The sequence below is a fragment of the Microcystis sp. M44BS1 genome, from assembly GCF_020244875.1.
GTDB classification, from domain to species: domain Bacteria; phylum Cyanobacteriota; class Cyanobacteriia; order Cyanobacteriales; family Microcystaceae; genus Microcystis; species Microcystis panniformis.
In genome coordinates this window covers 1-17,034 of record NZ_JADBVM010000074.1, presented here as the reverse complement: position 1 = coordinate 17,034, position 17,034 = coordinate 1, and the positions used below count along the sequence as shown (strand labels likewise).

Sequence of the window (17,034 nt, the reverse complement as noted above, 5' to 3'; positions counted from 1 at the left end):
GGTAAATAGCTAAATTAAAGCTCAGATTTTGTTAAGAAACCCGCTTTCTCCCAGCTTCTTTCTAAAGTCGATTACTTGTGAGGGGGTAGTTGTTGCTTGTGTCATGGTTTCATTCTCTTGGGGGTTTTAATAATTATATCTTGATTTCAGATACCCGACTTCTTTAAGAAGTCGGATATCTAACCCCTTACAGTCCATATAATGCCGCTACTCTCTCATCTATCTCTTTTTCCCATTCTTCACAGTTAACCCCTTTGGCATCTAAGCATTTTTGTACTAATTTAATGATGGGTTCTTTTTCAGATTCAGAAGCGGGAGGGATGGGAAGTCGTTTAAAATTAACCCATTGAAGCATTAGTCTTCCTCCTTTATTTTCATCTCCTAAAGCAGTACAAATTGATTTAGTATATTTCCAAGCAATTTCTGAATTTAAAATGCCAAGAAGATATAGGTCGTTGAGTGGAATTATAAAAGCTTTATTGTTAAATAATAGAGATTTATTATCAAAAGCAAATCTTGATTCTTTAGCAATTTCAGGATAAACAATCTTAGGTTTTTCAAATTCTGCATAGTAATCACAAGCGCGTAATTCCCAGTAAAATTTACCTTTATCATAGCGTTTTTCTAGTTCGGGCTTCCACTGGTTTAAATGTTCAAAAATAGCAGGATATCTTTTAATATTAATTCCAATAGGGGTAACAATTAAGTATTTATCTTTATTTCTAATATGCCATTTTCGCACATCATCACCCACAGCTAAAGGTTTAATAATCTCTGCACTTTTCGGGTCTTTAGCAATTAATTCTGCTCGTTTTGCATCATCAATCCAAAAAGCTTTGTTCAATCCAGTTTTTATGCCAACATATATTTTTTTATTGACATACTCACCTAAAGGAATACCTACTGCTGCCATTTTCTGTAAACGGTTAGCAGATGACGCATCAGTTAATAACCAATTTGCTCCCTTAATCGCATCTTTTGGTAAATTCTGTCCAGTCTTTCTAATAATAGCTAAGACATCCGGATAAGGTTCTTCTAAGGATTTAACTTGAGTAAAAATCGGTAAATTACTAATTTTACTACTCTTTTGAGAGATAAAAATCATTGGGAAAGTGGCTGCACTTTCAAAAACTGGCAACTCCCCAAAATCGGTAATACTTCTCACCTGACAAGTATCAGCGATATGCTCTCTTAACTTCTCCCCATACTTTGCCCGGAACCACTTATTAGAAGAAATAAAAGCTAACATTCCCCCAGTTTTAAGTAATTGTAAAGCTCTCGCATAAAAGAAACAATATAAATCCGATGTTCCCGTATAAACTTCCGGGTAAACTTGCTTTAAAGTTGGTTTTAAATCCTTAATCAATTCCTGTCTCACATAGGGGGGATTTGCTACCTGAATATCAAAACCTCCCTCCGCTAATACCTCGGCAAACTCCACCACCCAATCAAACCCTTTTGAGATAGCTTCCTTATCACTCGCAATCACAGAAGCACTGCCATGGGTTAATAAAGCAATCTGTTTCTTAACCTCATTAATCTCCTGTTCAAGACTTTGTTTATCACTGCCTAAATGCGCTCTTAAATACTTGGCTTTAGCTTCCCTAAACCGATGGATAAACTCCTCGCGCACCATCCCAGAACCTTGGGGATTAGGAGCAGTTAGACTATCTCCTGTTTCGATTTTAAACTTCAAATTCGGTAGCGGTGGCGGATTGTCCCCATCATATTCAACCGCTAAGGAAAGCCATAACCTTAAGCGAGCAATATTAACCGCAAAAGGATCGATGTCAACTCCATAGATATTAGTTTCAATAATCTCTAACTTGCGCTGATAAACCGTTTTATAATCAATACCTTTAGTGGCAAATAAACACTGACGCAAATCTAATAACTCATGCAACATTCCCAATAAATAAGCTCCACTGCCACAGGCAGGATCGCAGACTTTAACCTGTTTTAAGGTTTCTAAAACTGCCTCTGGATTCTTTAAATTAATAGCATTATATTCGTCAACAAAAAGCTCAATCGCTTCTTTGTTTTCAGAAGTTAACTTACTGCTTAAATATCCCTTCAACGCCTCCCGACACATAAAAGAAACAATCGGTTTAGGTGTGTAATAACTACCTGATTCATGTCTTCCCGTGACTAATTCCTCAAACACTTTTCCCAACATTTCTGGGTCCACTGCTACCTCCACATCAAGGGGTGTACTCTCAGTTACAGTGAAATTAAAATTACTAAAAAGGCCCTGTAGGATAACATCGATCGCCTGATCGGGTACTATTATATTAGGATTGCGGTCATCTTCGTCTTGTTCAAATAATCCCCCATTAAGATAGGGAACTGTGCCGATTATTTGCCGAAGAAAACCACCGTTATTGATACCAATAATATCCGTTTGTTGGGGATTATTTAGTCCCGTAAAAAACAGATGAGTCAAGCGATTATGATAAAAGTTTTTGTCCGAGGTGCTGTTATCATTCTGATAATCCTGCCATAAGGTTTCTAGATAGTCTGTTTGTTCGTTAAACTTCAGCCAACCCTTTTTCTGGATAAAAACAATAAACATCAGGCGATTAAATAGCTTCTGAGTAAATAGTCTTCTCTGGTCAGCATTAGGGATAGTTTTAGTAATTAATTGCTCAACTTTTTCAAAGACCGAGCGATACTGTTCAAAAAATTTCTTAGTAACTTTCTCAACATCAAAAGCTTCATCATGACGTTCCTGAATCCCTAAAGGAGACTCGGAACTAATATTATCTAAATCCAGTAAACTTAGGCGTTCTGTGGCGGTTCGTAACTGTTCCCCCGGACCCACTGTAATTCGCCGCAAGACTTGCCGTTTTTCTTGTTTAACATCATATTTAACATTGATAAAATGCCACCGTTCTTGGTGGAAATCAGAGAAAACAAAGAGAGAGTAGGGATGGTTTTTTAGCAGTTGATTGATGACAAGACGCTCTAAATTGAGCGACAGTTGATTAGAGTTAAGACGAGCATAAATAACCTGAAAATCTTCCCCTCCAGAAGCTAATAGGATTGGATCTTCTGCTAATGCTTCTACTGCTTTATCCGGCCAATTGCGTCGGGACAGGGTTTGATTTTCTCGCTCGTAATTTAACTCAGACCAGAATAATTTTTTGAGCGCATCCAATCCTCTCAGGGATAAAAGAAGGTCATAAACTGACTGCCGAAGTTCAATATCACTCATAAGTTTTCTCACGACCTCTCATTTAGGTTTACTTTCTCTAGGTAGCTGGTTATAAATCCCCCCTTGATCCCTAGGGTTGATTCATGGCAGGGTTGATTCATGGTAGGGTTGATTCATGAATCAACCCTACCCTTAATAAGGGGGGTGTCTGATTTTAACACCTAACTATTTAGGACTTTTGCCACTTCAGTTAAATTGTATCGGGATCGATGCCTAATTCTCGTAGTTTTTGTGCTAATTTTTCCTTAGCTTGTCGTTCCCTTTCTTTCTCTAAAAGAGCCTGTTCTTTCTCTAAAAGAGCCTGTTCTTTTGCCTGTCTTTGCTGTAATTCCGCTTCTTGAGGAGTGGGGACTAATTGACCATCGGCGGTAAAATAACGCAGTTTACGGTCAAATATCCCTAAATATAATCCTAACTGTTCACTCCAGAGATAACCCCGGTCATTGGGAGAAATGGCTTGATATTGTCCCTCAATTAGTCTAAATCCTTGGAATTCTAAACTATTAGGATCGAACCAAAAATAATTAGGAGTGCGAAAGGTATTTTGATAGAGAGTTTTCTTGTTATTGCGGTCAATATTGGCCGTAGAATCGGAGAGAATCTCGACAATTACATCGGGATATTTACCCTGTTCTCCCCAAACTACCCAACTTTTGCGGGGACGCTTTTCGGTATCTAAAACCACAAAAAAATCGGGACCACAGAAATCACGTTTTTTTAGTTGTTCCGCGTTGTAGTAGATAGTTAGATTTCCCGAAGCGTAGTAATCACTCCTCTCGCGCCATAATAATTCTAGACAACTAAGGAGAATGATGATCTGTTGCAGGTGTAGATCACTTTCCAAGGGTGGTTCATCACTCCATAAATCTGTGGGGGGATAGGTGACATCTGGGATCATGTCTAGGGCTGTCATGACTTTTCCCGGTATTTTAGGATTGATTAATTATAGCTTTTTCTCACAATTGCAGAGATAAGGCAGGGCGGGATTTTAACCTAACTTAATCCTACACCTTGACCGATCGCCTTCGGCACTTTATCCTAGCGCCATGGGCAAATATCTTAAAACTTCTATACAATAGCGCCAATAAGCCCGATAACAACGATGACTGAAACCCTAATTCAACCCGCAACCCTAGTAGAACTCTTACGTTACCGCGCCACCACACAACCGGATGGCCATGCCTACACTTTTCTTATCGATGGTAAAAAAGAAACCCCACCTTTAACCTACAGTGAACTCGATCGCCAAGCAAGAGCAATCGCCGCCTATTTGCAAAAATACCAAGCTCAAGGAGAACGGGCCCTGTTACTCTATCCTCAAAGTTTAGAAGTAGTGGCCGCTTTTTGTGGTTGTCTCTACGGGGGAGTGATTGCCATTCCTGTCCCCCCACCGGAATCGGGACGACTTAAGCGCACTCTGCCCCGTTTACGGGCAATTGTCAAGGATGCTAATGCCACCTTTGCCCTAGTTACCGAAAGTATTCTGACTCTTATTGAAGGTGTGAAGGAAGAATTTCCAGAATTCGACCAAATGAAATGGATTACCACCGAAAGCATTGATATTTCCCTGGCGGACCAATGGCAAGATCCCCAGGTGGATAAATCGGCGCTTGCTTATCTGCAATATACCTCCGGTTCGACTAATATCCCCAAAGGGGTGATGCTAAGTCATTTTAATCTGATGCACCATTGCGGTTACTTGCAAAAAGCTTGTGGTTACGAACCGGATAGCGTTACCCTCACTTGGATGCCCTATTTTCATGATTACGGGTTAGTCGAAGGTATCACCGTCCCCCTCTACAACGGTACACCCTGCTATCTGATGTCTCCCTTTGCTTTTATTAAGCGTCCGATGCAGTGGTTAAAAAATATTACTAAGTACAAAGTTACTCATAGTCAAGCCCCCAACTTCGCCTATGATCTTTGTACTCGTAGGATTAAAGCTGCCGATTTAGCGGAATTAGACCTGAGCAGTTGGCAGGCTGCGGGAAATGCCGCCGAACCGATTAACCCAAAGGTTATGGCCAAATTTGTCGATACTTTTGCAGATTATGGCTTTTCTTGGCAAACTTTCGCCCCTGCCTACGGATTAGCTGAATATACCCTCTTGATTTCCAATAAACCCAAGGGAACCACCCCAATTATCACCGCTTTGGATGCCACCGCCTACGAACGCGGTAAAATTGTCCCTGTAGGCTCCGATCGAACCACGGGAGTTAGATATGTCCCCAGTTGTGGTCGTCGCGTCTGTGATACCCGTATAGCTATGGTTAATCCCGATACTTTCACCCTTTGTGCAGCCGATGAAGTGGGCGAAATTTGGGCCAGTGACCCCAGTATGGCCGCTGGATATTGGCAACGGGAAGACGCAACCAAGGAAACTTTTCAAGCTTATCTTGCTGATACGGGAGAAGGACCGTTTTTACGCACCGGAGATTTAGGTTTTCTTCTCGATGGGGAATTGTATATCACGGGAAGGATTAAGGATTTAATTATTGTCCGTGGTAGTAATCATTATCCCCAGGATTTAGAATGGTCAGTACAGCATCTTAATGAGGTTTTTCGTCCCGATTATGGCGCCGCTTTTTCCATTGAAGATAACGGGGAAGAACAGTTAGTTATTGTCCAGGAATTAGAACGTCGCAGCGGTGAGTTAGATACGGCCAAATTAATCGCCGATATCCGTCAGGAAATCGCCGAAGAACACGAAATTATGACCCATGCCATTGTTTTGGCTAAATCGGGAACAATTCTCAAAACTGCCAGCGGCAAAATTCAACGCCGCGCTATTAAACAGAATTTTCTCAATGGTAATATGAGTGTTATCGATGCTTGGTCAGAAAATCCTCAGTTAGTTAGTAAATTCGATCGCTCTAATTCTCAAACAGAAGCATAGTTTTTCGGGTGGGCATCGCTCACCCGATCGAGGATAAATAATCGTGTTAGGATTAGGTTAGGGATTAAAGTTAGGGAGAAAGTGATGTTAACTCAACTGATGGTCAAGCCCTCTTCTTGGATTGAAAAAGGAATTAAGCTATCGCCAGTAAGGGAAAATTATCTCTTTAAATTCACTGAGGAATTGCAGTGTCGATTAGAGGAACTACGGGAACTAGAAAAAAATTCCCAACTTAATTCTCAAGAAACCGCAGAATTAGCCGGTATTTTAGAGTTAAACGAGATTTTCACGCTCTTAAATGCGAGAATAGTTGCTGAATCTAAATGATTAGTATCACCACTCGATTACAAGTCCGAGCAAGAGCCAACTATCTGTGTGAATACTGTCATTCTTCAGAAGAAATTAGTGCCGCACTATTTGAAGTAGATCACATTCAGCCCAAATCTTTAGGAGGCAAAGATGAATTGGCAAACTTAGCTTTAGCTTGCCAAAGATGTAACAGATATCGCTACAATTTTATCAAGGCAATTGATCCGAAAACAGAACAAGAAGTAGAAATATTCAATCCGCGCCAACAGCATTGGCAAGAACATTTTATCTGGACACCAGATGCTTTAAAAATAGTGGGACTCACTCCCATCGCTAGGGCAACTATTGAACGTTTGGACTTAAATGATGATAATCATAATGAAGGTTTTATCGTTAAAGTTCGTCGATTATGGATTCAGGGAGGTTGGCATCCACCCAGCACCGATAAAAAACAGGAATAAGTAGGGAGGCACAATTATTTGTAGGATGGGTTAGCGGTAGCGTAACATAATCGGGCGTTGGGTTTCATGCTTCAACCCAACCTACGTTCATCTTATATTTAATTCCACCCACCTACTTAATAGCTTATAAGTTTTTTTCCAGAGGTCAAAATGATTGGTACTCAACAGGAATTATCTAGATTTCCAAAATATTTAAATGATCAGGACTCCAGGAATATAATACTAAATCCCCAATTTTTTTGAACAGAACAAGTAAGGGCGAAGCATTCTGATTATCGCCCGAATGCTTCGCCCCTACAGGACCCTTGACTTGTGGGGAAAGTTAGAAATTAATAGGCAAATAATCCCGATATTAATAAAAACGTCGGCCAGATTAAAAACAGGAAAATTAATCAATCTAAAATCGAGAAAATCCACCACATAACCAAACAAAAAGCGATCGATACCATTGCCGAAAGCCCCTGCTAAAATAAAACCGTAGGCTAATTGTTCCCAACGACTTAAATGGGGTCCAAAGTAAGCAAAAGCCATTAATGCCAAACTAACCAATAAGGATAGCCATTTTAGCCAACCAACACCGCCCCGAAAAGCACTAAAAGCCGCCCCAGTATTAATCACATAGGTGAAATGAAAAACCCCCGGAATAATCGGGAAAGTATCACCGATTTGCTCAAAACTCTGCACGGTTATATACTTAGTTACTTGGTCTAAAATTAGACCAATCACCGCCACTATCCAAAACCAGCGATTCTTTTTTAACATTGGCTGTGGCATCAATAAAATAATAATTTACGGAAGAAAAAAGCAATAATTACCACCACACAAATTACTACTAATTGCCCTAAAAATGGCCAGACTGAATAATTCATAAATAGGGTGGGCAAACTATCGGGAAAGGTGATTTGACCGGCTTGGGGCTGAAAAATCGACAATCCCAGCATATATAATAAACCGCACAGATGAATCACTAACAAACCGGCAAAGGCACTTAAAGCTAGGGTTTCTATCTTGGCGCGCCAGCGAAAAGCCAACCAACCACACAGCCATGCTCCCGGCATAAAGCCTAAAATATAGCCAAAACTGGGTTCTTTTAGATAACCCATTCCCCCACCCTGAGCAAACACAGGCAACCAAGTTAAACCGAGAAAAATATAGGCCACCTGGGCGAGAAGCCCGGCATTTTTGCCCCCCAGACAGCCCGTTAACAATACTGCCCCAATTTGGTAAGTTATGCCTAGTTTTTGCGAAGATAGACCCGCAGCCGACCAACTAGCTAGGCTTACTGGAACAAATGTACTAAAAATTGTCAGCAACAAACCAATCAAGGCCCAGATTAACTCATTGGGAACCGATGCGGAAGTGCGCCGGGGCGGAGAGCCTCGTCCTCGACGTGATTTAGGTTGCCTGTTGGGGTTGGTATTCACCGGGGATGGGGGCTTCTCCTCCTATTAAACTAAGATCAGCCAACATCGCCTGATCCTGTTGGGGGGGTTGTCCTAGAGTGGTCAAATAATGCCCAATCAGCATAGCATTAATTCCCGATTTTAGCCCCAGATTTTGCAATTCTCCCATCACCGCCTCTCGTCCCCCGGCATAACGGAGGATTTGTTGGGGTAAGATAAACCGGAAAATAGCGATCGCTTTTAGAGCAGTAAAAGGGTCTAGTTTGGGTAAATGACCTAAAGGGGTGCCACTTCTGGGGTTTAATAGGTTAATCGGCACGGATTCCACTGCTAATTCCGCCAAGGAAAAAGCTAAATCAATGCGATCGGTCCAACTTTCCCCCATACCGATAATTCCCCCCGTACAAGCTTGAATTCCCGCCGCTTTCAGGTTTTTTACCGTTTCTACCCGATCCTGCCAACTGTGGGTGGAGACGACGTTAGGATAAAAATTCTCGGAAGCTTCCAGATTGTGATTATAACGGGTAACTCCAGCTTCTTTTAAGGCCTGGGCTTGGGCAAGGGTTAACTCTCCCAGGGCGCAGCAGGGTTTAATCTTGGCTGTTTCAATGATTTCTTGAACTGTGGCCAGTATTTCCTCGAATTCCTGCGATTTAGGGCTATTATACTTTAATCCCCGACCTTGACTAACTAAACAGAAACGTTTGGCCCCCGCGTCGGCTGCCGCTTTCGCATGGGTGACGATTTCCTCGCGACTTTTTAAACCGTAGATAGGCGAATCTTGACCGGGATGGTGGGCGGATTGGGAACAAAAACTGCAATTTTCCGAACAACTTCCCGATTTTATGTTGATAATGCTACATAAATCCACCGTATTACCACAACAGGCCTGACGAATGCGATCGGCAGCTTCACATAAGCTGAAAATATTTTCCTGACCTTCGATCGCAGTTAAAGCTAGGGCCTCTTGCTTACTGAGTCGATCGCCAGCGATAATCTGATTAGCCCTAGTCTGTAACCAGTTTTTTAAGGCTTCTCCCTCCACGGGGATAGATTGAGTAGCGGTGTGTGTAGAGACTTGTACCACGTCGTTTATGCTCTGACTAAGTTAGGCTCATCTTATCATTGTTCAGTTACCCGGGAAAGATTAATAAAAAACTTTAGAAAAAAATACTCTTTTGTGCTAGACTACCCGCAAAAGTTATCTTGTCTCCGATTTTATGAAAGTTATTCCCACGGAAATTCCTGATGTTTTAATCATTGAACCGCAAGTTTACGGAGACGATCGAGGTTTTTTCTTGGAGAGTTTTAATCAGAAAGATTTTCGAGAAAAAACTGGGGTTAATACCACTTTTGTCCAGGATAATCACTCTATGTCCTTAAAAAATGTCCTGCGAGGATTGCACTATCAAATCCCCAATCCCCAGGGTAAACTGGTGCGAGTAGTGAGCGGTAGTGTTTTTGATGTGGCCGTGGATGCGCGTCAAAGTTCCCCCACTTTTGGGCAATGGGTAAGCTGTGTTTTAAGTGCGGAAAATAAACGAATTTTCTGGGTTCCCGAAGGTTTTGCCCATGGCTTTCTAGTTCTCTCTGAACGAGCCGAATTTCTCTACAAAACCACTAATTATTATTATCCCCAGTACGAAAAAACCATTTTATGGAATGATGCTGATTTAGGGATTGATTGGCCTCTAGAGATTCCCCCGATTCTCTCCCCTAAAGACCAAGCTGGACAACCCTTTAAATCCGTGGAAATTTTCCCCTAAAGACGATGAAAAAAGTTTTATTAATTGGTGCCAAAGGTCAAGTAGGACAAGAGTTACAAGTAACTTTACCCCAGTTAGGTGAAGTTATTAGTATCGGTCGAGAAGAACTAGATTTAACTAACTCGGAAAAAATCAGCCAGTTAATTAGGGAAATTCACCCCGATTATCTGGTTAATGCCGCCGCTTATACGGCAGTGGATAAAGCCGAAATCGAGCCAGATTTAGCCTATTCTATCAATGCTACAGCCCCAAAAATTATGGCGGAATCTGCCGAGAAAATTCAAGCTAAATTTCTCCATATTTCCACAGATTATGTCTTTGATGGTCGGAAAAATACCCCCTATCTAGAAACCGATCTAACTAATCCTTTAGGGGTTTATGGACAATCAAAGTTAAGGGGAGAAGAGGAGATTAAAACTGTTAATTCTCAGGCAATTATCCTGCGGACCGCTTGGGTTTACGGCAGTTATGGTAAAAGTAATTTTGTCAAAACTATGCTGAGATTAGGCAAAGAAAGAGAGGAGTTAAAAGTAGTTGTTGATCAGGTGGGAAGTCCCACTTGGGCAAAAGATATCGCCACGGCCATTACTCAGCTTTTAATTAATGTCGATAATCCCACAGGAATCTATAATTTTACTAATAGCGGTGTCGCCAGCTGGTTTGATTTAACTAAAGCTATTTTTGAGGAGGCAAAAATAAGCGGTATTTCCTTAAAAATTCAGAGAGTAATTCCCATTACTACTGCTGAATATCCTACCCCAGCAGTGCGTCCGGCCTATTCGGTTCTTTCTGGTCAAAAAATCTCGCAACAATTGGGTTATATTCCTCCCTATTGGCGAGATTCTCTCAAAGCGATGCTCAACCAACTATTTAATCTTTAAAACTATGAAAGCACTAATTTTATCCGGTGGTAAAGGTACGAGATTACGTCCCCTAACTTATACTGGGGCAAAACAGTTAGTTCCCGTGGCCAATAAACCGATTTTATGGTATGGAATCGAATCAATTGTATCCGCAGGAATTACCGATATTGGCATTATTATCAGTCCCGAAACTGGGGAAGAAATTCGTCAGACCACGGGCAGTGGTGAACAGTTTGGCGCTAAGATAACTTATATTCGCCAAGATCAACCGGCTGGATTAGCTCACGCGGTTAAAACTGCCCAATCTTTCCTAGGAGATTCCCCCTTTATTATGTACTTGGGTGATAACCTAATCGAGGATGATTTATCGCCCTTTTTAGACTCTTTCCAAAAACAGTCCCTTGACGCTTTAATTCTCCTGCGAAAAGTCTCTAATCCTAGTGCTTTTGGGGTGGCAAAAGTAGATGAAACTGGCAAAGTTTTATACTTAGTCGAAAAACCCAAAGAACCTCCCTCAAATTTAGCTTTGGTGGGGATTTATTTTTTTGCCCCCACCATTCACCAAGCGATCGCATCTATTCAACCTTCGGGCCGGGGTGAGTTAGAAATTACCGACGCTATCCAAGAATTAATCAATCAAAATAAAGCAGTAGAAGCGAATAAACTACTGGGTTGGTGGTTAGATACGGGTAAAAAAGATGATTTATTAGAAGCAAATCGGATTATCCTCGATACCTCTCTAGAAATTGCTTTACAGGGAGAAATTGATCCTAATAGTCAGGCGATCGGACGGGTACAAATTGGCCAGGGTAGTAAAATTATTAATAGTACCATTCGCGGCCCTGTCATTATTGGAGAAAATTGTCACATTGAGAATTGTTTTATCGGTCCCTACAGCAGTATAGCTAATGGCACAAAATTAATCGATGCCGACATAGAACACAGTGTAATTCTCAAAGATGCCACGATTATTGGCATTCATCAGCGCATAGTTGATAGTGTGATTGGACGACGGGCAAAATTAGAAATTGCTCCCCAACGTCCAAAAGCTTTACGCTTTATGATTGGGGATGATTCCCATGTGGAATTAGTGTAGTTATCGGGGATTAACTGCCTGTTTAATTAATACCGGAGGATCGAGAATTTCCTTAGCTAATTCCGCGGCGGTTCCCCGGTTTTTCTGGCAAAGATTGACATTTTTAGGAGAAAAAAGCCCACCTAACTATGTTATAATCAAGAGTCTGACCTATTTTACCGTTCTAGAACTATGACGCAACAGTATCGCATTACCCTACTACCCGGCGATGGCATCGGGCCGGAAATCCTCGCTGTCACCGTAGAGATACTGAAAGTCATCGGTAAAAAATTTGACCTCCAGTTTGACTTCCAAACCGCTTTAATTGGAGGGGCAGCCATTGATGAAACCGGCAATCCTCTCCCCGAAGCAACCCTGAGCGCCTGTAAAAATAGTCATGCTGTTCTCTTGGCCGCTATTGGGGGTTATAAATGGGATAATTTGCCTCGGCAGCAAAGGCCAGAAACGGGATTATTAGGCTTAAGATCCGGTTTAGGTCTTTTTGCTAATTTACGTCCTGCCACCATTTTTCCGCAATTAATTGACGCTTCTAGTCTCAAACGGGAGATTATCGAGGGAGTGGATATCATGGTGGTCCGGGAATTGACCGGGGGTGTTTATTTCGGTCAACCGAAGGGGATTTTTGAGACAGAAACGGGAGAAAAATGCGGTGTAAATACCATGGTTTACTTGGAATCGGAGGTGGACCGCATCGCTAAGGTAGCCTTTGAAATTGCCCAAAAACGCGGCAATAAACTCTGTTCCGTCGATAAAGCTAATGTTCTCGATGTTTCCCAACTCTGGCGCGACCGGATGACGAAAATGGCCGCTAATTATCCCGATGTGGAACTTTCCCATCTCTACGTCGATAACGCGGCCATGCAGTTAGTCCGGGCCCCCAAACAATTTGATACTATCGTCACGGGCAATTTATTCGGTGATATTCTCTCCGATGAAGCGGCCATGTTAACCGGTAGTATCGGAATGTTACCCTCCGCTAGTTTGGGGACTGCTGGGGTGGGAGTTTTTGAACCTGTCCACGGTTCGGCCCCAGATATCGCCGGCCAAGATAAAGCCAATCCGATCGCCCAGATTCTCAGCGCTGCTATGATGTTAAAATATGGGCTAAATCAGCCTTTAGCGGCAGCAGCACTGGAAAAAGCCGTCGAAAAAGTCTTAGAGTTTGGTTATCGTACTGGAGATATTTTCTCAGAAGGTATGACCCTAGTGGGATGCCAAGCTATGGGCCAGGCCATCCTGAAAGTTTTAGAATCCTAACAAAAGTGACAAATTCGGAAATCGTCATATACCATTGATTTAATAAATACGTCAATTTAATCGTGGGGAGACGAGTGAGATGGTGGCCCTATCCCAGAAAACAGAACAACAGCGTGTCGATATGGAAATCCCAATTTTGTTAGATCCTACTGTCTTAAGGGCAGCCAGACGCATTTATCGCATCTACTGTACCCTCAATAGCAGAGTTAGTAAACGTCCTTTCGGTGTCGCTATTAACCGCGACAATCATCGCGGCCAATTGATTTTTAACAATAAACCGATTCTACTCCCTGGAGAATGTTTCGTCCCGATTAAGCAAATCGAATCGGAAGCATATTAATTTTTGTGAAGATTTGCCCTAAATATCTTGCCAAACGTCAGCTAATACCCACTGGCGTAATTTTTTTGTCTAATATAAAAAGATGTTCGGGAATAATCTTAACTCTACCCTAATCCAAGACCTCGATCGCCTAGAAAATCGTCTTCGGGAAATCCCCCTCGAACCGGGGGTTTACTTCCTGCGCGACCAAAATGGCGAAATTCTCTACATCGGTAAATCCAAAAAACTCCGGTCTAGAGTCCGTTCCTATTTTCGTCCCAGTCAACCCCTCAGTCCCCGCATTGCTTTGATGGTGCGACAGGTGACAGAAATTGAATTTATCGTCACCGACACGGAAGCAGAATCTTTGGCCCTGGAAGCTAATCTAATTAAACAACATCAGCCCCATTTTAATACTCTCCTCAAGGACGATAAAAAATATCCATACATTTGTATTACTTGGTCGGAAACCTACCCGCGCATTTTCATCACCCGCAAACGTAGCATAAATAACCAAAAAGACCGTTATTATGGTCCCTACGTCGATACCAGGCTGCTGCGCTACACTTTACACCTAATTAAACGCACTTTTCCCCTGCGTCAACGTCCCCAACCTCTGTTTAAAGACCGTCCCTGTTTAAATTATGATATCGGTCGTTGTCCGGGGGTTTGTCAAAAATTAATTAGTCCCCAAGATTATCGAGAAACCTTGCAGAAAGTGGCGATGATTTTTCAGGGAAGGACGGGGGAATTATTAGACAAATTAGCGACAAAGATGCTCGCAGCGTCGGAAAACCTAGATTTTGAACAAGCGGCCACGATTAGGGATCAAATTCGCGGATTACAGGCCCTTAATACCGATCAAAAAGTCTCTTTACCTGATGATACCGTATCCCGGGACGCGATCGCTTTAGCCAAGGACGAGCAGCATTGTTGCATACAATTATTCCAGGTGCGTTCCGGTCGTTTGGTGGGACGTTTGGGATTTTTTGCCGATAGTCAGTCAGCAAACGAGGGAGAAATCCTGCAAAAAGTTCTGGAAGAACATTATTTATCGGTGGAAGGGGTGGAAATTCCCAGCGAAATCCTGTTACCCTGCGAATTACCGGAAGGTGAGGTGTTAGCGGGGTGGTTAAGGGAAAAAAAAGGTCGCAAAGTCGAGTTAACTGTCCCCCAACGGCAAAGTAAAGCGGATTTATTAGCTATGGTCGAGAAAAACGCTCTTTATGAGTTAGAAAAGACGAAAAGAAGCGCCGACCGGGATTTACAGTCTTTGCAGGATTTAGCGGTAATTCTCGATTTACCGGCACTGCCGCACCGCATCGAGGGTTATGATATTTCTCATATTCAGGGTTCCAATGCAGTGGCATCCTCAGTGGTGTTTATCGATGGGGTGGCCGCTAATCAACATTATCGTCACTATAAAATCAAAAATCCCGAGGTTAAAATCGGCCATTCCGATGATTTTGCCAGTTTAGCAGAAGTAATTCGCCGGCGTTTCCGTCGTTATGCCGAAAATCCCGATAATATTGCCGAAAGTGATGATTTTCCCGATTTGGTCATGATTGATGGGGGAAAAGGACAATTATCGGCAGTGGTGACAGTTTTAGGGGAGATGAATTTATTAGAACAGGTAAAAGTTGTTAGTTTAGCTAAACAGAGAGAGGAGATTTTTTTACCCGGGGAATCCTCTCCTTTAGAGACAGATAAGGAACAACCCGGAGTGCAATTATTGCGTCGAGTCAGGGATGAAGCGCACCGCTTTGCTGTTAGCTTTCACCGACAACAAAGGATGCAAAAAAGTCGCCGTTCCCGTCTGGATGAGATACCCGGTTTAGGTTTTAAGCGACAAAAAGATTTATTAGCTCATTTTCATTCTCTGGATTATATTCGCGAAGCTTCCCTAGAACAATTGCAACAGGTGACAGGAATTGGGGAACAATTAGCTAAGGAAATTTATAATTATTTTCATCCTAGGTAGGGATAAGCTGTATAAAGAAGATAAGGCGGTGTGTTTTTGCGTAACAGTGCAGAAATTAGAATATTAGTATCAAGAACGAGACGCAGCACGAGTTTCTCGGATAGCCTCATTGATAGATTCTTCGATTTCTTCCTCGGAATAACGCAAGTTACGTTCTTGGACAGAATCCACGGTTTCTTCAAAGCTCAGTCTTTGTGACGTTTCTTCAAAGTATCCCTTTTTTGCGCCTTTTTGTCCTAAAGCTGATTCGGTTAGTGACCAACGTACCATGATTTTTCTCCTTTAGCCCCTAAACGCATAAACATCATAACCCATTTCTAGCAACAATTAGAAAGAATAAATTTTAACCTCAGATAAGGTGCTTTACACCCAACTAAGAATAACCGTTGGGGTGGTTGGGTTTCGCTTTTTCAATCGAATTGAGCCATTTTCGACCCCGTATTGTTTCGCTTAACTCAACCTAGGAGGCCGAAAACCTAGACTAACGCGGAGTAACTTCACTCAACGCTTCTTGCAGCACTTCATCACTCACACCATGACGCTTCAAACTAGCAACAAGAGCAGAAATTGTATCTCCCTCTAGACGCTCCAAATCCGCACGCAGCCCTTGTCCAATGTAAGCACGCATCAAAGGTTGATAACCTGAGAAACCAAGCAACGGTGCAACCCGCTTTAAATCTTCAATCACATCTTCGGGAATACGAATCGTGATTGTAGTCATAGGGCGATTTTTCTCCAGTCGTTTTTTTAATGCCTCAACTTTCATAATACCATCATGGTTGATCGGGTTAATCCTAGATTTCTCGTCATTCCAAACAAAAATAATGCCACTGAGGACAAAATAGACATCCATACTTGTAGTATGGGCAGGATGTATTTACATTGTCAATACTTTATTAACACACCCTACGAGAGCAGCAATTACTGTAGGTTGGGTTGAACGAAGTGAAACCCAACTAAGAATAACCGTTGGGGTGGTTGGGTTTCGCTTTTTCAATCGAATTGAGCCATTTTCGACCCCGTATTGTTTCGCTCAACCCAACCTACGAGGCTACGAGGCTCTAGGCTTATTGACAGATAAAAATCAATTCAGGGTAATTTTAGGCTAATCTGCGACTTACCGACTTAAGTAGGCAGGTGTTAAAAGTTCTCAGACACCCCCCTTATTAAGTAGGGAGGCAAAATTATTTGTAGGATGGGTTAGCGGTAGCGTAACCCATGCAGGCGTTGGGTTTCATGCTTCAACCCAACCTACGTTCATCTTATATTTAATTCCACCCACCCACTTAAGGCTATCCATTAGTCACATCTTTCTTAACATAAAATTTGACAAAAAGAGAAAAGTGTGCAAGATGGCTCAAGGGGGTTCTATGGGGGAACCAATTTGATGAGATAGTTTCCAAGTCTGGCTGATATCATGTTACCTTCCCAGTCCCAACCAAATGGTTTTAACACCGGGTTCACCGTCG

Annotated in this window: 16 protein-coding genes; 9 read left to right on the top strand and 7 right to left on the bottom strand. The window is 42.2% G+C overall.

What is annotated here, in order from left to right; translation table 11 throughout:
• Positions 1–187 precede the first annotated feature (187 nt).
• Positions 188–3,214, bottom strand: a complete 3,027-nt coding sequence (locus IM515_RS04615) for an Eco57I restriction-modification methylase domain-containing protein (RefSeq protein WP_287629696.1) — start codon at positions 3,212–3,214, stop codon at positions 188–190.
• A 190-nt stretch (positions 3,215–3,404) separates the two neighbouring features.
• Positions 3,405–4,127: a Uma2 family endonuclease gene (locus tag IM515_RS04610; RefSeq protein ID WP_287632855.1), complete on the bottom strand. Its 723-nt coding sequence runs from the start codon at positions 4,125–4,127 to the stop codon at positions 3,405–3,407.
• A 189-nt stretch (positions 4,128–4,316) separates the two neighbouring features.
• On the opposite strand from IM515_RS04610, the gene IM515_RS04605 reads away from it, so the two are divergent.
• The 3 genes from IM515_RS04605 to IM515_RS04595 all read left to right on the top strand — a co-directional run bounded on the left by IM515_RS04605 (position 4,317) and on the right by IM515_RS04595 (position 6,880).
• Complete coding sequence (locus IM515_RS04605) at positions 4,317–6,110, top strand: fatty acyl-AMP ligase (RefSeq protein WP_287629699.1); 1,794 nt, start codon at positions 4,317–4,319, stop codon at positions 6,108–6,110.
• Positions 6,111–6,194: 84 nt separating this feature from the next.
• A complete protein-coding gene (locus IM515_RS04600) occupies positions 6,195–6,437 on the top strand; it encodes a hypothetical protein (protein WP_002767156.1) in 243 nt (80 codons plus the stop codon).
• Positions 6,434–6,880, top strand: coding sequence for an HNH endonuclease (locus IM515_RS04595; protein WP_287629700.1), 447 nt, complete (start codon positions 6,434–6,436; stop codon positions 6,878–6,880). The genes IM515_RS04600 and IM515_RS04595 overlap by 4 nt, the downstream gene beginning before the upstream one ends.
• Positions 6,881–7,174: 294 nt before the next feature.
• Here the strand turns inward: IM515_RS04595 and lspA are convergent, their stop codons facing one another.
• The 3 genes from lspA to bioB are packed head-to-tail and all read right to left on the bottom strand — an operon-like array spanning position 7,175 to position 9,370.
• Positions 7,175–7,642 carry a signal peptidase II gene (lspA, locus tag IM515_RS04590; RefSeq protein ID WP_002786582.1) on the bottom strand — a complete coding sequence of 156 codons (468 nt, stop codon included), beginning with the start codon at positions 7,640–7,642 and terminating at the stop codon, positions 7,175–7,177.
• 11 nt (positions 7,643–7,653) lie between these two features.
• Complete coding sequence (locus IM515_RS04585) at positions 7,654–8,304, bottom strand: biotin transporter BioY (RefSeq protein WP_287629701.1); 651 nt, start codon at positions 8,302–8,304, stop codon at positions 7,654–7,656.
• Positions 8,276–9,370 carry a biotin synthase BioB gene (bioB, locus tag IM515_RS04580; protein ID WP_002767162.1) on the bottom strand — a complete coding sequence of 365 codons (1,095 nt, stop codon included), beginning with the start codon at positions 9,368–9,370 and terminating at the stop codon, positions 8,276–8,278. The genes IM515_RS04585 and bioB overlap by 29 nt, the downstream gene beginning before the upstream one ends.
• Positions 9,371–9,503: 133 nt before the next feature.
• On the opposite strand from bioB, the gene rfbC reads away from it, so the two are divergent.
• From rfbC to uvrC, 6 genes are all read left to right on the top strand, one after another.
• Positions 9,504–10,049: a dTDP-4-dehydrorhamnose 3,5-epimerase gene (gene rfbC, locus IM515_RS04575; RefSeq protein WP_287629702.1), complete on the top strand. Its 546-nt coding sequence runs from the start codon at positions 9,504–9,506 to the stop codon at positions 10,047–10,049.
• Between the two features lie 5 nt (positions 10,050–10,054).
• Positions 10,055–10,930, top strand: coding sequence for a dTDP-4-dehydrorhamnose reductase (gene rfbD / locus IM515_RS04570; RefSeq protein WP_287629703.1), 876 nt, complete (start codon positions 10,055–10,057; stop codon positions 10,928–10,930).
• Positions 10,931–10,934: 4 nt separating this feature from the next.
• A complete protein-coding gene (locus IM515_RS04565; protein ID WP_287629704.1) occupies positions 10,935–12,008 on the top strand; it encodes a glucose-1-phosphate thymidylyltransferase in 1,074 nt (357 codons plus the stop codon).
• A 171-nt stretch (positions 12,009–12,179) separates the two neighbouring features.
• Entirely contained in the window at positions 12,180–13,265 is a 1,086-nt protein-coding gene (gene leuB / locus IM515_RS04560) for a 3-isopropylmalate dehydrogenase (protein WP_287629705.1), read from the top strand.
• A 79-nt stretch (positions 13,266–13,344) separates the two neighbouring features.
• Positions 13,345–13,605: a hypothetical protein gene (locus tag IM515_RS04555; RefSeq protein ID WP_002742418.1), complete on the top strand. Its 261-nt coding sequence runs from the start codon at positions 13,345–13,347 to the stop codon at positions 13,603–13,605.
• Positions 13,606–13,687: 82 nt separating this feature from the next.
• Entirely contained in the window at positions 13,688–15,565 is a 1,878-nt protein-coding gene (gene uvrC, locus IM515_RS04550) for an excinuclease ABC subunit UvrC (RefSeq protein ID WP_002767174.1), read from the top strand.
• Positions 15,566–15,634: 69 nt separating this feature from the next.
• Here the strand turns inward: uvrC and IM515_RS04545 are convergent, their stop codons facing one another.
• Together IM515_RS04545 and IM515_RS04540 are read right to left on the bottom strand one after the other, a co-directional pair.
• Complete coding sequence (locus IM515_RS04545) at positions 15,635–15,835, bottom strand: hypothetical protein (protein WP_012263795.1); 201 nt, start codon at positions 15,833–15,835, stop codon at positions 15,635–15,637.
• A 211-nt stretch (positions 15,836–16,046) separates the two neighbouring features.
• Positions 16,047–16,331, bottom strand: coding sequence for a hypothetical protein (locus IM515_RS04540; RefSeq protein WP_043995575.1), 285 nt, complete (start codon positions 16,329–16,331; stop codon positions 16,047–16,049).
• Positions 16,332–17,034: the final 703 nt, after the last annotated feature.